This is a genomic window from Kitasatospora sp. NPDC001225, assembly GCF_053597855.1.
This window is the reverse complement of sequence record NZ_JBSFJC010000150.1, coordinates 1-18,068: the sequence shown is the minus strand read 5'-3', so window position 1 is coordinate 18,068 and position 18,068 is coordinate 1. Positions and strand designations below refer to the sequence as shown.

The window sequence follows — 18,068 nt, the reverse complement described above, 5'->3', positions numbered from 1 at the left end:
GGAAGTCGGCCCAGCCGACTCCCTACGCAGAAGAAATGCCCCTGCCCCCGCCGATGGGCGGTTTCCAGGGGTCGTTGCAACATGTGGTCGGTTTGATCAGGCCGCGACGAGTTTATGCAGGCGCTCGGCTGGGGTTTCCCAGCCGAGCGTTTTGCGTGGGCGGCCGTTGAGCTGGACGGCCACCGCCGCGAGGTGTTCCGGACCGTGGACGGACAGGTCGGTGCCCTTGGGGAAGTACTGCCGCAGCAGGCCGTTCGTGTTCTCGTTCGAGCCGCGCTGCCAGGGACTGGCCGGGTCGCAGAAGTAGACCGGAACGCCGGTGGCGACGGTGAAGCTCTTGTGGGCGGCCATCTCGCTGCCCTGGTCCCAGGTCAGCGAGCGCATCAGGTGTGCGGGCAGAGTCCGGACTGTCTCCGTGAGGGCGTCGCGCACGTGCTCGGCGGTGCGGCCATTCGGCAGGTGCAGGAGCATCACGTAGCGGGTGTGGCGTTCGACCAGAGTGCCGATCGCGGAGGCGCCGTCCTTGCCGATGATCAGATCTCCTTCCCAGTGCCCGGGCACCGCCCGGTCCTCCGCCTCGGCCGGACGTTCGCTGATCATGACCATCGGGTCGGTGAAACGGGGCTGGCGGCAGTTGGCCTGGCGCTGAGGCTTGCGGCGGGCCCGGCCGGAGCGCAGGGCGCCGGCCAGCTCGCGCCGCAGCTCGCCGCGGCCCTGGACGTAGAGCGCCTGGTAGATCGTTTCGTGGGCCACGTGCATCTCCGGCCGGTCGGGGAAGGTTCTGCGCAGAGCGTGGCAGATCTGTTCCGGGCTCCACTGCTCGTCCAGGCCGGCCTGGACGGCGGCCCGCAGCTCGGGGTTGAGAGCGATCTTCCCCGGCTTGGGGCGGGGGCGCCGTTCGTCCGCACGGGCCTGCGCGGCGTGGGGCCGGTAACTGCCGCTGTCGGGATGGCAGTTACGTCGGATCTCCCGGCTGATCGTGGACGGGCTCCGGCCCAGCTCGCCGGCGATCGCGCGGACGGTGGCCTTCTCCCGCAACCGGTCGGCGATGTGGATCCGCTCGTCCTCACGCAGATACCGGGACGGGCCGGACACGCCTGCGGGCGCCCACTCGGGTCGAGCGGGCGCCCGGAACCTGTTCGGGTTTGTCCGGCCGTTGCGCCACTCGCGTCCAGTCCGCTCGTGGACGCCGATCAGCCGGGACGCCTCCTTGTTGCTGTAGCCCTGTCGCACGAGCCGGAAGTATTCCGCCCGCTCGGCCCGGAGCTTCCTACGCCCCTGCGGCTTCCGCTCCCCGCGGATCTCGAAGTCCATCGCACCCCTTGAGCTGAGGTGTTGCGACGACCGTTAGAACCCAAGATGGCAGGGGCAGGGGCTTTCCGATGACGGAAGCGACACCGGGTTGGTGAGGGGTGCGTAGGAGGTCGATACGGTCAACTTCCCATGGAGAAGAGGAACTCGACTGCCACGCTGAACCCCGGCGCCCTCGCTCCACCCGAGCGAGGGCGCCGAACACCTCTCATGCCATTTCGAGGGCCGCTTTCACCTTGTCGGGCCCGTGCACCATCAGGCTGTGCACTGCGCTGACCTGCCGGGCACCGGCCCACACGCCCGTGCTCGGTACGCCGAACTGTCGCAGCTCGACCCGTCCAGCCGTGAACAGGTCCGGCTCGACGTACCTGCTGCCGCCTGTGCCGCACAGGTACGTATCCGCGCCGACTGCCTGACACAGGTCCACGAGGCGCTGCGTCCGCCCGGAATCGGCGGACAGGGTGCTGCTGCGTACCGTCGCTCCTGACCAGCCGAGGACACGGAGCAGTAGCAGGGTGGATTCTTCGGCGATCTCCGCCATCCGGTCGGTACTCCTGAAGAGCGTCAGGAGTCCCAGTAGGTCCGTCGCCAACCGGGGCCAGAAGGGACTGACCCCGTAATGCCGGCGAAGGACGTGTTCCACCCGGCGGATGCTGCGCGGGGCGTCGACGGTGCGGGCGTCGCGGATCAGTGTCGATCTTCCGTCCGGCAGGTGCGTGGGGACGGACAGCCACCGGGCCGGGCCAGTGCCGTCGACCGGCCCCATCCTGGCCCGGTGCTGGTAGTCACGGCGGCTGAACTGGACATCGTCGAGGACCATCCAGACGTCCGCGGCGGCCAGCTTCGCCACGGTGGACAACCGGGGGAGGAAGTTGGGTTGGTGGACAGCGCACACCAGCCCGGAGGGCGGCGCCGCGTCAGTTGAGCGTCTTGCTGTCGAATCCGTCGGCCAGGAGCCGCTGGTACGCATCATGAACCGTCTCCGGAACCTCCTGGGCAACGGCGAACCCGCGCCTCGGGTACTCGATCACCCGCTGGAGGTCGCCCACGAGGCTGTCGATCACGAGCTTGTCGTCGCCGATGCTTTTCATGTAGTCGTTCAGGCTCATCGGGGTCGAGGCGCACACCACCTCGGCCTCCGGCCACACCTTGCGGCACGTCGCGAACGCCCGGCGCTCCATGTACGGCATGGTCACGAGCAGCACCGACCGTGCCTCGATGCCGGCGGCCTCCAGGACGTCACGGGAGAACTGGATGTTCTGCCCGGTGTTACGGGCGCGGGGCTCCTGGTGGATCGCATGCTCGGGGACCCCGAGGGCGATGGCGTGCTCGGTGAAGTGCACGGCCTCACCTCGGGGGAAGAGCTCCGGCCGGGACGGATTCGGCCCGCCCGTGAACACGATCCTCCGCACCAGGCCGTCCAGGTACAGGGCTGCCGTCTCGGCCGCCACTCCGAGGTCGTGGCAGCCCAGACCGATCGCCACATCGCACGGCCGCCGCTCGTGCCCCATCTGGTGGTATTCCCAGATCAGCGTGGCGTCCGCCCACTGTCGGTCGGTGATCTCGCGCTGCTGAGTGTCCGCCACGTTCTTCTCCTGCTCACTGAAGGCACCGTTCCCGCTGGAATCCGGACCGGATGCCTCGGATGCTCCTTCGCTGGTGGGTCGTACCGTACGTGTCCGCCAGCACCTCGGCCCTGTCCAGCAGGGCGAGCCCCTCCCCGGCAGTCGCGTGGTCGGTCAGACGGTGAAGGTGGGTGAAGCGCCAAGCCTTCGGCCATGGCGCTTCACCCGTCACCTTCCACCTCCTGTGCGGCTTCGGCTTCGCCTCGCCGCTGGGCCTCAACAGCGTTGCGCAGGAAGTCGGCCCAGTCGACTTCTCGTGGAGAAGAGACAGCCGACGCGAACGAGCCAATGCCGCCGGTCAGACCGTGGGTGGCGCCGGGGCGAAGTAGTCGCGGAGCATCTCGCTGGTCCACGTGGGTTGGCGGACTTCTCCCCGCGGGCCGAACTCCTCGAACCAGGGCTTCACTTCGAGGACCGGGGTGCCGTCGATGGCGTCCAGGTCCTCGACGTGCAGGTCCAGGCCGTCGACCTTCACGAGCCGACAGCGGGAGGACCCGAGCCAGTTGATGCGCCGCATGTTCCGGTGGCCGAACACACCGACCTCGGGCCAGTCCGGGTTGTCCCGGGGGCGGCGCGCGCCGAAGTTCAGATCGGTCGGGTCGGTCCTGTGGAACCGGAAGATCACGTCGAGGTGGGAGAACTCCTCCAGCCCCTTCGTCGCGTCGAGCGGAAACCTGTCTCCGTCGAGCCGGATGATGGCGCGCGCCCCTCCCCAGTAGTCGTCGGTCGGTTCCGTTCGACCTCCTACAACGTGCCCGAGCGCTTCCACGCTGAAGACGTCACTCATGTGCTGCTTCCCCTCCCAGGAACGGACCGCGCTTGGACGGCGGGTCAGATGGTGGCTGCCAAGTACTCGGCAGCGCGCCTGTCGACGGCGTCGATGGTCGCCACCCTCCGTCCGCGGTAGGGAGACAGTGCGCTGCGGATCCGCAGCGCGACATCGCGGGTACGGGCAGATCGAACGGTCTGCATGGCGTCGAGTGAATCGGACCAGATCGTGCAGGCCTCGTCGATGGAGTGCTGCCGGGCCTTTACGAGGCCCAGATGGCCGAGCGTGACGGCGTGAGTCCTGGTGAAGGAGGAGGCCTTGCGAGTCGCGACGCTGCGGGCGAACTCTCTTGCCGCACCTTCCAGGTCGCCGAGGTCTCGCAGTGTCGATGCCGTCTCGTGCGCCAAGGACGCTTCCCCGAAGAAGAACACCCGGGCCGGCTCGTCGTCGCCGGGGGAGGCCGCGGACAGATCGCGTTCGGCCTGGAGCAGCGCGGCGTTCGCCTCAGTGGTACGTCCCGCGGAGGCCAGGGCGCGTGCGTGGACGACGCCGAGCAGCGAACGCTCGCGCGGGCTGGCGAGCCCGTACCTGTCGCCGGCCATGGATGCCTCGGCGACCCTGACGGCGTGGTGGGGCTTTTGGAGGTCGACCGCTTGATGGGCCATGGCACGCAGGACGTGGCCGGCCATCGCGGGGTCGTCGGCCTCGGCCGCCAGTTTCACGGCGACGGTGTAGTAGTGCTGGGCGGTGGGGTGCTCGCCGTTGTCGAACGCCGTCCACCCGGCCAGGTAGGCGAGTTCGGAGGCTGCCGAGAACATCTCCCGCCGTACCTGGTCGGAGGCGAAGGTGCCTTGGAGGAAGTCTCCGACGTCCGTAAGGAGGTACTGCGCGACCGCTGTTCGTCCGTGGCCGCCGCCACGGCGCTGGTCGAGTCGGGAGAAGAGTCCCGTCATCTCCCGGACGGCGTTGATGTCGGCCTGGCCGGCGCGGCGCTGCGTGATGCCGCGGTCGTCGGTGCGGGCCATGCTCTCCCACCAGCTGTCGGGGGGGATGTTCAGCGCTCCGAGCGAGTACGTGAGCGTGCGGAGGAGCTGTCTGCGTTCCACGTCAACGTCGATCCGTCCAAGAGCCGCCAGGGCCTTCAGCGTATCCAAGCCCCAGGCGCGCAGGTCGGGTTGATCGTCTCCGAGCCCCATCGCCGCCAGGGTGACGTCCCGGTTCAGCCAGTTGGTGAGCACCTCTGCGAGGTACTGCGGGATGTCCCCGGAGGGTCTCACACCCTGGCGGACCCACTGCGTCACGGACACCCGACTCGGCCGCGCCGGGTCGTTGTGGCGGGCCGCGACAGCGCATAAGGCCCGGGCGAGGGCCTCGTTCGGCCGACCGGCTTCCCGGATCAGACAGCCCAACTGCTCATTGGGTTGGCGAGTGCGCCCCACGGGGGTCTCCTGGCGATGCCGTTTAACCGGTTTAACAACGGACAGTCGCCAAGAGCTTACTCCCAGCCATCTCTGGCGGTTTGCTGTTCGTGCAAGGCAGTCACAGGCCGCACTGCGAATGCTCCGTCACCCCCGGCCAGCAGTACGGCTTGCCTCCCGACAGCCCTGGCCCGAGCGAATGAGGCGCCTCCATGGAATCCGGATCACGCATCATCACGATGAAGTTCCCCGCCGAACGGGAGCAGATCGGCGAGCTCCGCCGCTGGGCCAAGGCGGCCATGCCGCTGTTCGGGTTCGGCCTGGGTGGCCGGCGCTGCGGCGACATGCTGGACGACGTGCAGCTCGTCCTGTCCGAACTCGGCACCAATGCCGTTCTGCACGGCTGCGGCGGCGACCGACCGGACGTGAAGCTGACGGCCTCTCTGGCGCACACCTCGGGTGTGCTGCGCGTGTCCGTGGCAGACCCGGGTGGCGGACGGCCCGAATGCCGGCCGGCGAGCACCGACGCGACCTGCGGCCGCGGGCTGGGGCTGGTCATGGGGGTCGCGTCCCGGTTCGGCGTCGAGAATCTTCCTGCAGGAGGCAAGGAGATCTGGGCCGAGATCGAACTGCCCGATCCGGTGCGTCCGGTGGCCGCTGTGGTCGATCAGATCAGTCGGCAGGCGGGGGTACTGCACTCGGACGCCGCTGTACGGGACGGACCGATCTCCCTCGCCGTCCATCCGTCCACTCCGTACCCGAGGACTGCTCCATGAGCGTCGGAACGCGAACCAGAAAGCTGCTCAAGACCATCAGCCCCGCCCGCAGACTGGACATCGCGGCCTCCTACGAGGCCCTGACGCAGGCCTGCGTGGCCACCGGCGACGACCCCGCGAAAGCCGAACTGCTCAGCGACAGCCCGAACCACCTGTGGTCGCTCGGCTCGCGCTCGCGCGCACTCGCCATCGTCCACCCGGACGTGGACGAGGCCTGGGCGCTCATCAAGGGCGCGCAGTTCCTCCGGGAGCACCTGCTCCCCGTCATCTCCGCCTACTACACCGAGGTTCGCGCGACCGCCGACGGCCGGTCCGTGACCTTCTGGCAGGACCCCGGGAAGCCGAGCGCCGACACGTCCCTCTCCGCGTGGGTGACCGCCCTCACCCACCGCATCGGCCCCGGGACGGCTCCGTGGCTGCGGGAGCACGACCCGTTCGCCCACCTGCTGGACGGCTTGGACGACGCGCCGCTGGACGAGTCCGCCCGCCGGTTCCTGCGTGAACGCGCCGCCCAACTGCGAGAAGAGTGGGACTACCTCGACTGGCCGACACCGGAAACCGTCGTCCTCGGCGCCCTCGGCATGGTCCCCTGCCATGACGACGGAGTCCACGTCGGACTCCTGCTGCGCCGCCCGCTCCGACGAGGCCATCGAGAGTGGGACCTCGTCGCCGCCCGCTGGCGCTCCGAACTGCTCACCGGCCCGCGTCAGGACCACCGCACCTACGCCGACACCTACCTCTCCTACGAGCGGGAGGATCGGCTCCCGGACCACCCCTACATCGGAGCCTGGTCCGGCTACCAGGTCGTACGCGACATCGTTGTCCTCAGTGCGGCGATGAACACGGTCCGCCGCGCCCATCTCGACGCCAACATCCGCCAGGAGGCCGCCCACCGCCTCGCGTGCCTGCGCGGCGCCCACCCGGTCCCGTGGAACTGGGGTCCGCGATGAAAGCCCGAACCAGGAAACGGAGTTCACATGGACGTGACCCGAGGATTCTTCATCACCATCGACGGTCTCAGCGCGAGCGGGAAGACCACGGTCGCCCCGCTGGTCGCGGCCCTCGTTGACGGCGTCCACCTCACGGACGACACCTTGCCGACCTTCCCCCGCATGCGTGCGGAGGTGGACGCCGCCGACATCCTGGCGGCGCGGTTCCACTGGTGGATGATGGCCAATCACATCAAGTCCGAGACCGCTCGCGCGGTTGTCGGGGAGGGCAGGACCGTGGTGGTCGAGTCCTACTTCCCGCGCACCATCGCCACGTACAGGGCGATGGGTCACGACTGCGCGCCGGAGTACCCGGAGGGAGTCCTCGTCCCGCACGTGCCGATTCTGCTGGAGGTGGACGAACGCGTCCGCCAGGAGCGGCTTCGCCGGCGGGCCGAGCTGGGAACGCCGAGTTTCCTGGCACCGGCGGGAGGAGCCGAACGTGGCCGAAAGCTCCCGCGTGTACCGGGCGTTCGGACTGCTGCGGGTCGACGGCACCGACCGCACGCCAGCCGAGGTGGCTCGCAGCATCGCCGATACCGTGCGCTCGTATGCCCGCACCGCATCGAGGAAGGCAATTCCCCATGACCGCAAATGAGTTCGAAGCGAAGATCCTCGACGTCGATCCGGAGGAGATCCGCGTTCTCCTCGCCGGGGCCGGGGCCGAGCACGTGGTCGACCGCTTCCAGCGCCGCTACGTCTACGACATCCCCGGCCGGCCGGGAGCGTGGGTCCGGCTGCGTGACACGGGCACCGACGTCACCCTGTGCGTCAAGGAGATCCACTCCGACGCGATCGACGGCGTGACCGAGACGGAGACGACCGTCGGTGACTTCGACGCCGCGAACACACTCCTCGGCAAGCTCGGCTACCAGCCGAAGGCGTACCAGGAGAACCGTCGGTCCTCCTGGACGCTCAGCGGCGCGGCCGTCGAGATCGACCACTGGCCGCTGATTCCCCCCTACCTGGAGATCGAGGGCGACAGCGCCGAACACGTCCACGCGACCGCCCTCGCGCTCAAGCTCCCTCTGGAGGAGCTGACGAGCGAGAACACGACCAAGGTCTACCGCCGGTACGGGATCGACATCGAGGCGATCCCCCGGCTCACGTTCGATTGACAGGAGACGAGCCTTGTCAGCTACCCATCGTCCGGCGATCAGGGTCGTCCGGGACAGGACGATCCGCATCAAGGTGATCGACGACTGCGGGCTGGCCTGCACGTTCTGCCACAACGAGGGGACGCCGGTCACCGCCGACAATCGAGGCCGCGCCGAACTGCCCTTCGTCGCGGGCCCGGGCAGGACCGGGCGTGTGTCGATCTACAGCGAGACGAACGGGGTCGGCTTCCTTGCCGCGAGGATGGCCCCGGACGCGTCCTTCCGGCGGGCGGTGCGAACCGTGGCGAGGGCGTTCGACGCCCACGAGGTTCACCTCACGGGTGGGGAGCCCACCCTTCACACGGAGGTGCCCGCGCTGGTCGCGGCACTCACCGGCATGGGGTTGAGCGTCGGGATGACCAGCAACGGGGAACGCGGCCGGCAGGTGATGGCGGAGTGCTCCGCGGCCGGACTCGGCCGAGTCAACGTGTCGGTCTTCGGTACGACCGCCGCAGAACTCCAGGTCGTTCAGTCCGAGCGCTTCAGGACGCCGGGCCTGGCCGAGGCGAAGATCCGGGCGGCGGAGCAGACCATCCGTGCCGCCGTCTCCAACGGCGTGAAGGTCTCCGTGAACATCGTCGTCCCCGGAATGGCCCACGTCGGCCGGGTCGTCAACCTGGTCGAGTCGTACGGCCAGTTCGCGGACGTGCGGATGCTCACCAGCATCCAGGACGGGCCGGAGTCGGTCGCGGCGATCTCCGAAGTGCTGGCCCGGGTCGGCGCGGAACCGGTGCTCCGGACGTTCACCGCCGGGACCTCCGACGAGCGCACCCTCTACCGGGCGCTCGGCAGCCGGGCGGTGTACGTCAAGCGGCTGCTGCCCGTGCGGCTCCCCGACACCTGCGCGTCGTGCCGGTTCAACAACGACACGGACTGCGAGGAGGGCTACTACGGCATCCGCCTGTACCTCACTGATCAGGGGGAGTACATGGTGGGCATCTGCATTCAGCGGATGGACCTCTGCGTGCCCGTGGCCGAGTTGCCGAAGAGCGGGATCGTGGAGGAGGTACTGGCCTTCAAGGACGCCGAAGTCCGGAGGCTGACGCGCGAGTACGGCGCCGCCGCCTGAGTGGTCGGCCCCGGCGACATGGCTTTGCGGCCTCGCTCGGGTCGAGCGAGGCCGCTGGGCTCCGAAACTGTTGGGCTGACACCTGCCCTTCGGCCTCGTCCTCCAGGGTGCCAACTGCGTGGACTCCGAGATCCTCCTCGCCGCCGCCTACGCGGCGCGGACGTCCCTGACCTCGCAGTCCTGCTGACCACGGAGCCCGACACCGCACAGGCAATCCTGGAAGCGGTATCGCACCGGACGATCAACACCAAAATCCCGTACGGGAGTTAGAGAGAACATGAGCACCACCGAAACCAGTCTCGCCCCGCTCCCGATCGTGGACGTCCACGTCGTCCTGCGCACCCCGGACGGCAAGATCCTGCTCTCCCAGCGCGGCTGCCCCTACGGCTACGGCCAGTGGCACGCCCCCAGCGGCAAACTCGACCCCGGCGAGAAGCCCGCCCACGGCGCCGCCCGCGAACTGCGAGAGGAGACCGGCATCGCGACCGACCCGGCCCGCCTCCGCCTCGCCTACACTGTCCTGCACCACCAGGACCCCGCGACCCTGCGCCTCGGCCTGTTCTACCTCGCCACCGAGTGGGAGGGGGAGCCGGTCAACCGCGAACCGGAGAAGTGCCTGGACCTGCGCTGGTTCGCCGAGGACGACCTGCCCGACGACCTGACCCCGTACCCCGCCGCAGGCATCCGCGGCGCCCTCACCGACGCCGGCGGCCTGGCGCACCACGGCTGGCCGGCCGCGTAGCGGTCGGCCGGTACGGCAGGGGCCCGCGCGTTCGAGGCGAACGTGCGGGCCCCGGGGTGGAATCGGGGTCAGCGGGTGGCGAGGGATTCCAGGAGGCGGTCGAGGGAGGTGCCGAGGCCCCAGCGGGTGGAGAGTTCTTCCAGGGTCATGGGGTAGAGGGGTTCGCGGGGGAGGACCGGGTCGAAGTCCGGGAGGGGGGCGTCGGGGGCGACGCGGACGACGGTGGGGGCGACGTCGAGGTAGGCGGCGCCTTCGACGATGTTGCGGCGGCGGGCCGGGGTGAGCTTGGAGCCGAGGTCGAGGGCGGCGGCACGGATGGCCGGGAGGTCGCCGTACTCGTTGATCAGCTGGGCGGCGGTCTTCTCGCCGATGCCCTTGACGCCGGGCAGGCCGTCGGACGGGTCCCCGCGCAGGGCGGCCATGTCGGCGTACTGGGCGCCGCGTACGCCGTACTTCTCCTGGAGCAGCGCGTCGTCGGTGACCTGGAGGTTGCCCATGCCCTTGACCGGGTAGAGCACGGTGATCCCGCGGGCGTCGTCGACCAGTTGGAAGAGGTCGCGGTCGCCGGTGACGATCTGCACCGGGCCGGTGGCGCGGGCGGTGAGGGTGCCGATCACGTCGTCCGCCTCGTAGCCGGGGGAGCCGACCCGGGCGATGCCGAGGGCGTCCAGCACCTGCTCGATCACCGGGACCTGCGGGGCCAGGGTGTCGGGCACCTCCTCCTCGCCGTCCTCGGCGGCCTCGGCGACCCGGTGGGTCTTGTAGGAGGGGACGAGGTCGACCCGCCACTGCGGGCGCCAGTCGGCGTCCATGCAGGCGACCAGCTGGTCGGGCCGGTGGTCGTGGACCAGCCGGGCGATGAAGTCCAGCAGGCCGCGGACGGCGTTGACCGGCTCACCCTGCGGCGAGCGCAGGGTGTCCGGTACGCCGTAGTAGGCCCGGAAGTACAGGCTGGCGGAGTCGAGCAGCATCAGTCGCGGTGCGGTCACGTCTCAGATCATGCCGTACGGCGGTGACGGACCGCCGGTTCTCAGTGCTCGTGCGGTCCGGCGCGGTGGACCGGGCCGTGGGAGTCGGCGCAGTGCTCGGCGGCGGTGGAGGCAGCGGTGGCGGCGGAGGCGGTGGAGTCGGGCGGGGTGGCGATCTGCAGCAGCGCGCCGGCCTCGTCCTCGCCGACGTGGTCGACCTGGAGGGTGGAGTGGGTGATGCCGTACTCGTCCGAGAGCCGGCGCTGCAGGGAGCGCCGCACCGCGTGGCAGTCGCCGCCGGGGGTGACGAGGATGTGCGCGGACAGGGCGGGCTGGCCGGAGGTGATCTCCCAGATGTGCAGGTCGTGGATCTCCTCGACCAGCGGTTCGGTGACCATCCGGTCGGCGACGGCGTCCGGGTCGATCCCGGCCGGGGCGGCCTCCAGGAAGATCCGCCCGGAGTCCCGGACCAGCGCGATGCCGGCCTTGAGCATCAGTGCGACGACGATCAGCGAGGCGATGGCGTCGGCCCGGGCGAAGCCGGTGGTCAGCACGATCGCGCCGGCGACGGCGGTGGCGATGAAGGCGTACAGGTCGGTCAGGACGTGCTGGAAGGCGCCTTCGACGTTCAGCGAGCTGCGGTTGGCCTTGGACATGCACCAGGTGGCCGCGAGGTTGACGACGATCCCGATCAGCGCGGTGATCAGCACCAGCGAGCCGGTGACCTGCGGCGGCTCGAGCAGCCGGGTGACCGCCTCGTAGCCCAGCCAGGCCGACAGCACCAGCAGGGTGACCCCGTTGGCCTGCGCGGAGAGGATCTCGGCGCGCTTGAGGCCGTAGGTGTAGCCGCCCCGGGCCGGGCGGGCGGCGAGCCGCATGGCGATCAGCGCGAGCACGATCGAGGCGGCGTCGGTGAGCATGTGCGCCGCGTCCGAGATCAGGGCCAGGGACTGGGCGGCGAAGCCGACCACGACCTCGCCGGCCATGAAGACGACGATCAGGGCGAGGGCGCTGAGCAGCCAGCGGCGGTCCGCGTCGGCGGCGACGCCGTGCGAGTGGCCGCCGTGTCCCCCGGAGCCGTGGGAGTGCCCCCCGGAGCCGTGGGAGTGCCCGCCCGAACCATGCGCGTGCCCCCCGGAGCCGTGCGAGTGGGAGGGCGAGTGCCTCTGGTCATGCACATGATCATCGTGCGAGTGCTCGTGCCCGGCCATGGAAGTCCTCTCTGGGCGCACGGGTGGGAAAGGGGGCGCGATACGACCGCCCCGCAACCGAAGTGAACCGCAGAATCGACAAAGATCCAAAGGTTGTACTGGTGACCGTTGTCGTTCCCGTCCGGGCGGCCGGATCCGGCTCACTCCGCACCCGGCCGGTCTCCCGAACTCCCGTTCCCCCGCGCCCAGTTGATCTACCCCAGCGCCATCGCGTCGAGGACCGCCGCGGTGGCCGCCCGGACCAGGGCCCGCATCAGCCGCAGGTCGTCCCCCTGCTCCGGGTGCCACTGCACCCCGAGCGCGAACCCCGGCCCCTCCACCGCCTCCACCGTCCCGTCCGGCGCGTGGGCGCTCACCCGCAGGCCCGCCCCCACCCGGTCGACGGCCTGGTGGTGGAAGGTCGGCACCTCCAGCTCGCTCTCCGGCAGCAGCCCGCCCAGCAGTGTCCCCGGCACCGGCCGCACCAGGTGCGAGCCGTAGCACCCGGGCGAGCCGCCGTGCACGTCCACCGGCACCACGTCCGGCAGGTGCTGCACCAGCGTCCCGCCGCACACCACGTTCAGGACCTGCATCCCCCGGCAGACCGCCAGCAGCGGCATCCCCGCCGCCAGCGCCGACCGCAGCAGCGCGACCTCCCAGGCGTCCCGCTCCGGCGAGTCCACCTCCGTCGCCGGGTGGGCCGGCTCCCCGTAGTACGCCGGGTCGATGTCCGGCCCGCCCGCGATCACCAGGCCGTCCAGCCGGGCCAGCACCTCCGGGGCGCGCTCCGGGACGTCCGGCGGCAGCAGGACCGCGATCCCGCCGGAGTCCCGGACCTGCGCGGTGTACCGCTCGGGCAGCAGGGCCACCCGGCGGCCCCGCCAATCGCTCCAACTCGCGTCCACCAGGTAGGTGCTGACGCCGATCAAAGGCCTGCGATCCATGGCGCGCATTCTCCCCCCGGAGCACCTGATCCACCGTCAGCCACGCGCGTCGGCGCGCCACGGGCGCCCGACACCCACCCGCCCTCTTCCGCCCCGCGAGTCGCAGGCCGTACGGTTCGCTGTGACCGTTTGATCTCGAAGAGTGATCGAGGAGGAGGGTTCGGTATGTCCGAAACGCCCGAACGGGCCGCCGCGGGCTCGCCGCCCCGGCCGCCGCTGACCCTGGACCGGCTGCGCGCCCTGGTGGACACCGGCGAGGTGCACACCGTCGCGCTCGCCTTCACCGACATGCAGGGGCGCCTCCAGGGCAAGCGCTTCGCCGCCCGGTTCTTCCTCGACGAGGTGGCCGAGCACGGCGCCGAGGCCTGCGACTACCTGCTGGCCGTCGACGTCGACCTGAACACCGTGGACGGCTACGCCTTCTCCTCCTGGGCCACCGGCTACGGCGACTTCGCGATGCGCCCCGACCTCGGCACCCTGCGGCTGACCCCCTGGCAGCCCGGCACCGCCCAGGTCACCGCCGACCTCGCCCGGCACGGCGGCCACCCGGTGGACGCCGCCCCGCGCCAGCTGCTGCGCCGCCAGATCGCCCGGCTCGCCGAGTACGGACTGGCCGCCGACATCGGCACCGAGCTGGAGTTCCTGGTCTTCCGCGACACCTACGAGCAGGCCTGGCTGGGCGGGTACCGCGGCCTGACCCCGGCGAACCTCTACAACGTGGACTACTCGATGCTGGGCACCGCCCGGGTCGAGCCGCTGCTGTCCCGGATCCGCACCGAGATGGCCGGCGCCGGCCTGGTGGTGGAGTCCGCCAAGGGCGAGTGCAACCTCGGCCAGCACGAGATCGCCTTCCGCTACGCCGACGCCCTCACCACCTGCGACCAGCACAGCGTCTACAAGACCGGCGCGAAGGAGATCGCCGCCCAACTCGGCTGCGCGCTCACCTTCATGGCCAAGTACGACGAGCGCGAGGGCAACAGCTGCCACATCCACCTCTCGCTGCGCGACGCCGTCGGCGCCCCCGCCTTCGCCGACCGGGACGGCCGGATGACCGACACCATGCGGCACTTCCTGGCCGGCCAGCTGGTCGCGCTGCGCGAGTTCAGCCTGCTGTACGCGCCGAACATCAACTCGTACAAGCGCTACCGCCCGGGCTCCTTCGCCCCGACCGCCGTCGCCTGGGGCCGGGACAACCGCACCTGCGCCTACCGGGTGGTCGGCCACGGCCCCGGCCTGCGGATGGAGAACCGGGTACCGGGCGGCGACGTCAACCCGTACCTCGCGGTGGCCGGGATGCTCGCGGCCGGCCTGCACGGGCTGCAGCGCAAGCTGGACCTGCCCGCCCCCTGCCTCGGCAACGCCTACGCGGTGGAGGAGTACGCGCGGGTGCCCGGCTCGCTGCGCGAGGCCGCCGGGCTCTGGGCGGACAGCGCACTGGCCCGCGAGGCCTTCGGCGACGACGTGGTCGAGCACTACCTGAACATGGCCCGGGTCGAGCAGTCCGCCTACGACGGGGCGGTCACCGACTGGGAGCGCTACCGATCCTTCGAACGGATGTGAGCCGTGACCGAGCCGAACGCGACCGCCGGGAGCAGCACGGTCCGCAACCCCGCCACCGGCGAGGTGCTCGCCACCGTCCCCGACACCACCCCCGAGCAGTTGGACGCGGCCGTCCGGCGCGCGGTGAAGGCCCAGGCCGGCTGGGCGGCGCTGGCCCCCGGTGAACGCGCCCGGCTGCTGCGCCGGTTCGCCGACCAGGTCGAGGTGCACGTCCCGGAGCTGGCCGCCCTGGAGGTGGCGGAGGCCGGCCACCTCCAGGCCAGCGCCCGCTGGGAGGCCGGCAACGTCCGGGACCTGCTGGAGTACGCCGCCGGGGGAGTGGAACGGCTGACCGGCCGGCAGATCCCGGTCCCCGGCGGCCTGGACGTGACCTTCCACGAGCCGGTCGGCCTGGTCGGGGTGATCGCGCCGTGGAACTTCCCGATGCCGATCGCCGCCTGGGGCTTCGCCCCCGCCCTGGCGGCCGGCAACGCCGTCCTGCTCAAACCCGCCGAGGCCACCCCGTTGACCGCTCTGCGGCTGGCCGAACTCGCCCTCGCGGCGGGCCTGCCCGAGGGCCTGTTCCAGACCGTCCCCGGCGCGGGCGCCACCACCGGACGCGCCCTGGTGGACCACCCGGCCGTCCGCAAGATCGTCTTCACCGGCTCGACCCTCGTCGGCAAGGAGGTCGCCGCCCGCTGCGCCGCCCGCGCCAAGCGGGTCACCCTGGAGCTCGGCGGCAAGAGCCCCAACATCGTCTTCGCCGACGCCGACCTGGCCCGCGCCGCCGACCCGCTCTCCTTCGCCGACAACAGCGGCCAGGACTGCTGCGCCCGCAGCCGGATCCTGGTCCAGCGCGAGGTGTACGAGGACTTCCTCGCCCTGCTGCTGCCCGCCGTCGACACCCTGCGCACCGGCGACCCGACCGACCCGCAGACCCAGCTCGGCCCGCTGATCTCGGCCGCCCAGGTCCGCCGGGTGGCCTCCTACCTCACCCCCGAACTGCCGGTGCTGGCCCGCGGCAAGGTCCCGGACGGGCCCGGCTACTGGTACCCGCCGACGGTGGTCGCCCCCGAGGACCCGGAGGTCCCGGCCGTCACCGAGGAGATCTTCGGCCCGGTCGCCGCCGTCCTGCCGTTCACCGACGAGGCCGACGCGCTGCGGCTGGCCAACGCCACCCGCTACGGCCTGTCCGGCTCGATCTGGACCCGGGACGTCGGCCGCGCGCTGCGCCTGGCCCGGGGCGTACGGGCGGGCAACCTGTCGGTCAACTCGCACTCCTCGGTGCGCTACTGGACGCCCTTCGGCGGCTTCGGCGAGTCCGGGGTGGGCCGCGAGCTGGGGCCGGACGCGCTGCGCCACTTCACCGAGACCAAGAACATCTTCATCCACAGCGAGGAGTGACAGCCCGATGAGCGAGAAGCACGCCGCGCCGGACGAGCCCGTCTGCCGACGGCTGGTCGGCCGCACCGCCGTGGTCACCGGCGCGGGCAGCGGGATCGGCCTGGCCGCCGCCCGCCGGCTCGCCTCGGAGGGCGCGAAGGTGGTCTGCGCCGACCTCGACGAGGAGACCGGGCGGGCCGCCGCCAAGGAGGTCGGCGGGCTGTTCGTGCACACCGACGTCACCGACCCGTACATGGTCGAGGCGCTGTTCGACGAGGCGTACGAGACCTGCGGCAGCGTGGACGTCGCGTTCAACAACGCGGGCATCTCGCCGCCCGAGGACGACTCGATCCTGACCACCGGGCTGGACGCCTGGCGCAGGGTCCAGGAGGTCAACCTGACCTCGGTCTACCTGTGCTGCAAGGCCGCGCTGCCGTACATGCGCCGGCACGGGCGGGGCTCGATCATCAACACCGCCAGCTTCGTGGCCCGGATGGGCGCGGCCACCTCGCAGATCTCCTACACCGCCTCCAAGGGCGGGGTACTGGCGATGTCCCGCGAGCTGGGCGTGCAGTTCGCCCGGGAGGGCATCCGGGTCAACGCGCTCTCGCCGGGGCCGGTGGACACCCCGCTGCTGCGCGAGCTGTTCGCCAAGGACCCGGAGCGGGCCGCCCGCCGGCTGGTGCACATCCCGCTCGGCCGGTTCGCCCGGGCCGAGGAGATCGCCGCCGCGGTGGCCTTCCTGGCCAGCGACGACTCCTCGTTCATCACGGCGAGCGAGTTCCTGGTGGACGGCGGCATCTCCGGGGCGTACGTCACACCGCTGTAGCCGTCCGCGGCCGCGGGCGGTCGGGCCGCAGAAGGGCCGCGGCCGGGGTTCTCACCGGAATCTCATCGAAAACGGCGGGAATTCCGGGCCGCGCTGATTTCGCGTTTATCCGGCTGCCTTTAGATTCTCTACCGTGAGCGAGCAGATTCCCGCCGGGTGGTACCCGGACCCCAAGAACACCACCGGCGACCCGAGGCCGCAGCGGTGGTGGGACGGCAAGGGCTGGACGGCCGACACCCGGCCCGCACCCTCGGACGCCCCGGCACCGCAGGCTCCGGAGGCGGAGCCGACGGCCGCCGCGGCCCCGGGGCCGGGAGCGGCCGGGCAGACCACGGTGCTGGAGGGCGAGGTGCTGGAGAGCGGCCCGACCGTCCGCTACCCGGAGCCGCCGCCCTTCGGCGCCGCCTACGGCTCGCCCGCCGGGCCGCCGCGCAAGGCCCGGCGCAAGCCCTCCAAGCTGGTGCTGGCGACCACCGTCGCCGCCCTGCTCGGCCTGGCCGTCGGTTCGGGGGTCACCTACCTCGCGGTGGACGGCCACGGCGACCGCGCCCCGCGCAGCGCCCGCCCGGCCCCGCAGGGCGGCGGCTACGGCCCGTGGGGCGGCCTCCCGGGCTTCGGCGACCCCGGCAACGGCGGGGGCGGGGACAGCAAGGGCGGCAACGGGGGCAACGGCGGGAACGGCGGGAAGGGCGGCGGCGGGAACGGCAACGGCGGCGGCAAGACCCGCCCGAGCACCGACCAGGCGATCGACGTGGTCAACAAGCTCACCCTGCCGGTCCCGGACGGCTGGGAGGCCGGCACCACCACCGACGGCTACGCCATGCTCAGCGTCGGCTCGTACACCTGCGTGGACGGCAAGAGCACCTGCTCCCTCGGCGGGGCCAACACCGGCCGGATCGACGGCGGCGGCACCGACGCCCAGGCGGCGGCCAAGGCCGACATCGCGGCGGCCGCCAAGGCCGCGTACGGCGACGTCACCGGGCACCAGGAGCTCAAGTCCGAGGCCGTGAAGGTCAACGGCCAGGACGGCTACCTGGTCCGCTGGAAGGTGGACGCGCCCAAGGGCAACAACGGCTACGTGCAGACCGTGGTCTTCCCGTCCGCCGACGGGAAGTCGCTGGTCTCGGTGCACTTCGGCTTCGACATCGCCGACAAGTCGCCGGACGTCGCGGTGATGGACACCATCGTCAAGGGCATCACCGACTACAAGGGCAAGCTGCCGACCATCCCGGGGCTGCCCGGGTCCGGCGGGTCCGGCGGGTCCGGTGCGGGCGCCGGCGGCGCCGGGGGCACCACCACCTGAGCACCGCGCTCCTCACACGGCGGCGGCCCACCCGGGAGGGAACCCTCCGGGTGGGC

Annotated in this window: 18 protein-coding genes; 10 read left to right on the top strand and 8 right to left on the bottom strand. The window is 71.3% G+C overall.

Features of this window, described 5'->3' with window-relative positions:
• Positions 1 to 96 precede the first annotated feature (96 nt).
• The 5 genes from ACWDCZ_RS33455 to ACWDCZ_RS33435 form a co-directional block, all read right to left on the bottom strand.
• Positions 97 to 1,314 carry an IS30 family transposase gene (locus ACWDCZ_RS33455; protein WP_117484905.1) on the bottom strand — a complete coding sequence of 406 codons (1,218 nt, stop codon included), beginning with the start codon at positions 1,312 to 1,314 and terminating at the stop codon, positions 97 to 99.
• Between the two features lie 205 nt (positions 1,315 to 1,519).
• Positions 1,520 to 2,206, bottom strand: a complete 687-nt coding sequence (locus ACWDCZ_RS33450; protein ID WP_449817806.1) for a WbqC family protein — start codon at positions 2,204 to 2,206, stop codon at positions 1,520 to 1,522.
• Between the two features lie 22 nt (positions 2,207 to 2,228).
• Positions 2,229 to 2,897: a YdcF family protein gene (locus ACWDCZ_RS33445; protein ID WP_449817805.1), complete on the bottom strand. Its 669-nt coding sequence runs from the start codon at positions 2,895 to 2,897 to the stop codon at positions 2,229 to 2,231.
• A 337-nt stretch (positions 2,898 to 3,234) separates the two neighbouring features.
• Positions 3,235 to 3,723, bottom strand: a complete 489-nt coding sequence (locus ACWDCZ_RS33440; protein ID WP_449817804.1) for an SAM-dependent methyltransferase — start codon at positions 3,721 to 3,723, stop codon at positions 3,235 to 3,237.
• 44 nt (positions 3,724 to 3,767) lie between these two features.
• Entirely contained in the window at positions 3,768 to 4,943 is a 1,176-nt protein-coding gene (locus ACWDCZ_RS33435) for a Tat pathway signal protein (protein WP_449817803.1), read from the bottom strand.
• 392 nt (positions 4,944 to 5,335) lie between these two features.
• On the opposite strand from ACWDCZ_RS33435, the gene ACWDCZ_RS33430 reads away from it, so the two are divergent.
• From ACWDCZ_RS33430 to ACWDCZ_RS33405, 6 genes are all read left to right on the top strand, one after another.
• Positions 5,336 to 5,899: an ATP-binding protein gene (locus ACWDCZ_RS33430; protein ID WP_449817802.1), complete on the top strand. Its 564-nt coding sequence runs from the start codon at positions 5,336 to 5,338 to the stop codon at positions 5,897 to 5,899.
• Positions 5,896 to 6,849, top strand: coding sequence for a hypothetical protein (locus tag ACWDCZ_RS33425; RefSeq protein WP_449817801.1), 954 nt, complete (start codon positions 5,896 to 5,898; stop codon positions 6,847 to 6,849). Before ACWDCZ_RS33430 ends, ACWDCZ_RS33425 begins: the two co-directional genes overlap by 4 nt.
• Before the next feature lie 27 nt (positions 6,850 to 6,876).
• Entirely contained in the window at positions 6,877 to 7,476 is a 600-nt protein-coding gene (locus ACWDCZ_RS33420) for an AAA family ATPase (RefSeq protein WP_449817800.1), read from the top strand.
• Positions 7,473 to 8,006 carry a class IV adenylate cyclase gene (locus tag ACWDCZ_RS33415; RefSeq protein WP_449817799.1) on the top strand — a complete coding sequence of 178 codons (534 nt, stop codon included), beginning with the start codon at positions 7,473 to 7,475 and terminating at the stop codon, positions 8,004 to 8,006. The genes ACWDCZ_RS33420 and ACWDCZ_RS33415 overlap by 4 nt, the downstream gene beginning before the upstream one ends.
• A gap of 13 nt (positions 8,007 to 8,019) precedes the next feature.
• Positions 8,020 to 9,114, top strand: coding sequence for a radical SAM protein (locus tag ACWDCZ_RS33410; protein WP_449817798.1), 1,095 nt, complete (start codon positions 8,020 to 8,022; stop codon positions 9,112 to 9,114).
• 277 nt (positions 9,115 to 9,391) lie between these two features.
• The gene (locus tag ACWDCZ_RS33405) at positions 9,392 to 9,856 is read left to right on the top strand and encodes an NUDIX domain-containing protein (protein ID WP_449817797.1); all 465 of its coding nucleotides are present in this window, start codon (positions 9,392 to 9,394) and stop codon (positions 9,854 to 9,856) included.
• 68 nt (positions 9,857 to 9,924) lie between these two features.
• Here the strand turns inward: ACWDCZ_RS33405 and ACWDCZ_RS33400 are convergent, their stop codons facing one another.
• From ACWDCZ_RS33400 to ACWDCZ_RS33390, 3 genes are all read right to left on the bottom strand, one after another.
• A complete protein-coding gene (locus ACWDCZ_RS33400) occupies positions 9,925 to 10,827 on the bottom strand; it encodes a 5'-3' exonuclease (RefSeq protein ID WP_117491547.1) in 903 nt (300 codons plus the stop codon).
• A 59-nt stretch (positions 10,828 to 10,886) separates the two neighbouring features.
• Positions 10,887 to 12,035, bottom strand: coding sequence for a cation diffusion facilitator family transporter (locus tag ACWDCZ_RS33395; RefSeq protein WP_449817796.1), 1,149 nt, complete (start codon positions 12,033 to 12,035; stop codon positions 10,887 to 10,889).
• A gap of 194 nt (positions 12,036 to 12,229) precedes the next feature.
• Complete coding sequence (locus ACWDCZ_RS33390) at positions 12,230 to 12,958, bottom strand: gamma-glutamyl-gamma-aminobutyrate hydrolase family protein (RefSeq protein WP_049649881.1); 729 nt, start codon at positions 12,956 to 12,958, stop codon at positions 12,230 to 12,232.
• A gap of 165 nt (positions 12,959 to 13,123) precedes the next feature.
• Between ACWDCZ_RS33390 and ACWDCZ_RS33385 the strand changes: the two genes are divergently transcribed.
• The 4 genes from ACWDCZ_RS33385 (at position 13,124) to ACWDCZ_RS33370 (ending at position 18,012) form a co-directional block, all read left to right on the top strand.
• The gene (locus ACWDCZ_RS33385; protein ID WP_049649880.1) at positions 13,124 to 14,518 is read left to right on the top strand and encodes a glutamine synthetase family protein; all 1,395 of its coding nucleotides are present in this window, start codon (positions 13,124 to 13,126) and stop codon (positions 14,516 to 14,518) included.
• 3 nt (positions 14,519 to 14,521) lie between these two features.
• Positions 14,522 to 15,901, top strand: coding sequence for an aldehyde dehydrogenase family protein (locus tag ACWDCZ_RS33380; RefSeq protein WP_449817795.1), 1,380 nt, complete (start codon positions 14,522 to 14,524; stop codon positions 15,899 to 15,901).
• A gap of 7 nt (positions 15,902 to 15,908) precedes the next feature.
• On the top strand, positions 15,909 to 16,709 hold the full coding sequence (locus ACWDCZ_RS33375; protein ID WP_049649878.1) for a 3-oxoacyl-ACP reductase: 801 nt from the start codon (positions 15,909 to 15,911) through the stop codon (positions 16,707 to 16,709).
• Positions 16,710 to 16,842: 133 nt separating this feature from the next.
• Positions 16,843 to 18,012: a DUF2510 domain-containing protein gene (locus tag ACWDCZ_RS33370; protein ID WP_449817794.1), complete on the top strand. Its 1,170-nt coding sequence runs from the start codon at positions 16,843 to 16,845 to the stop codon at positions 18,010 to 18,012.
• The last annotated feature ends 56 nt before the right edge of the window (positions 18,013 to 18,068 follow it).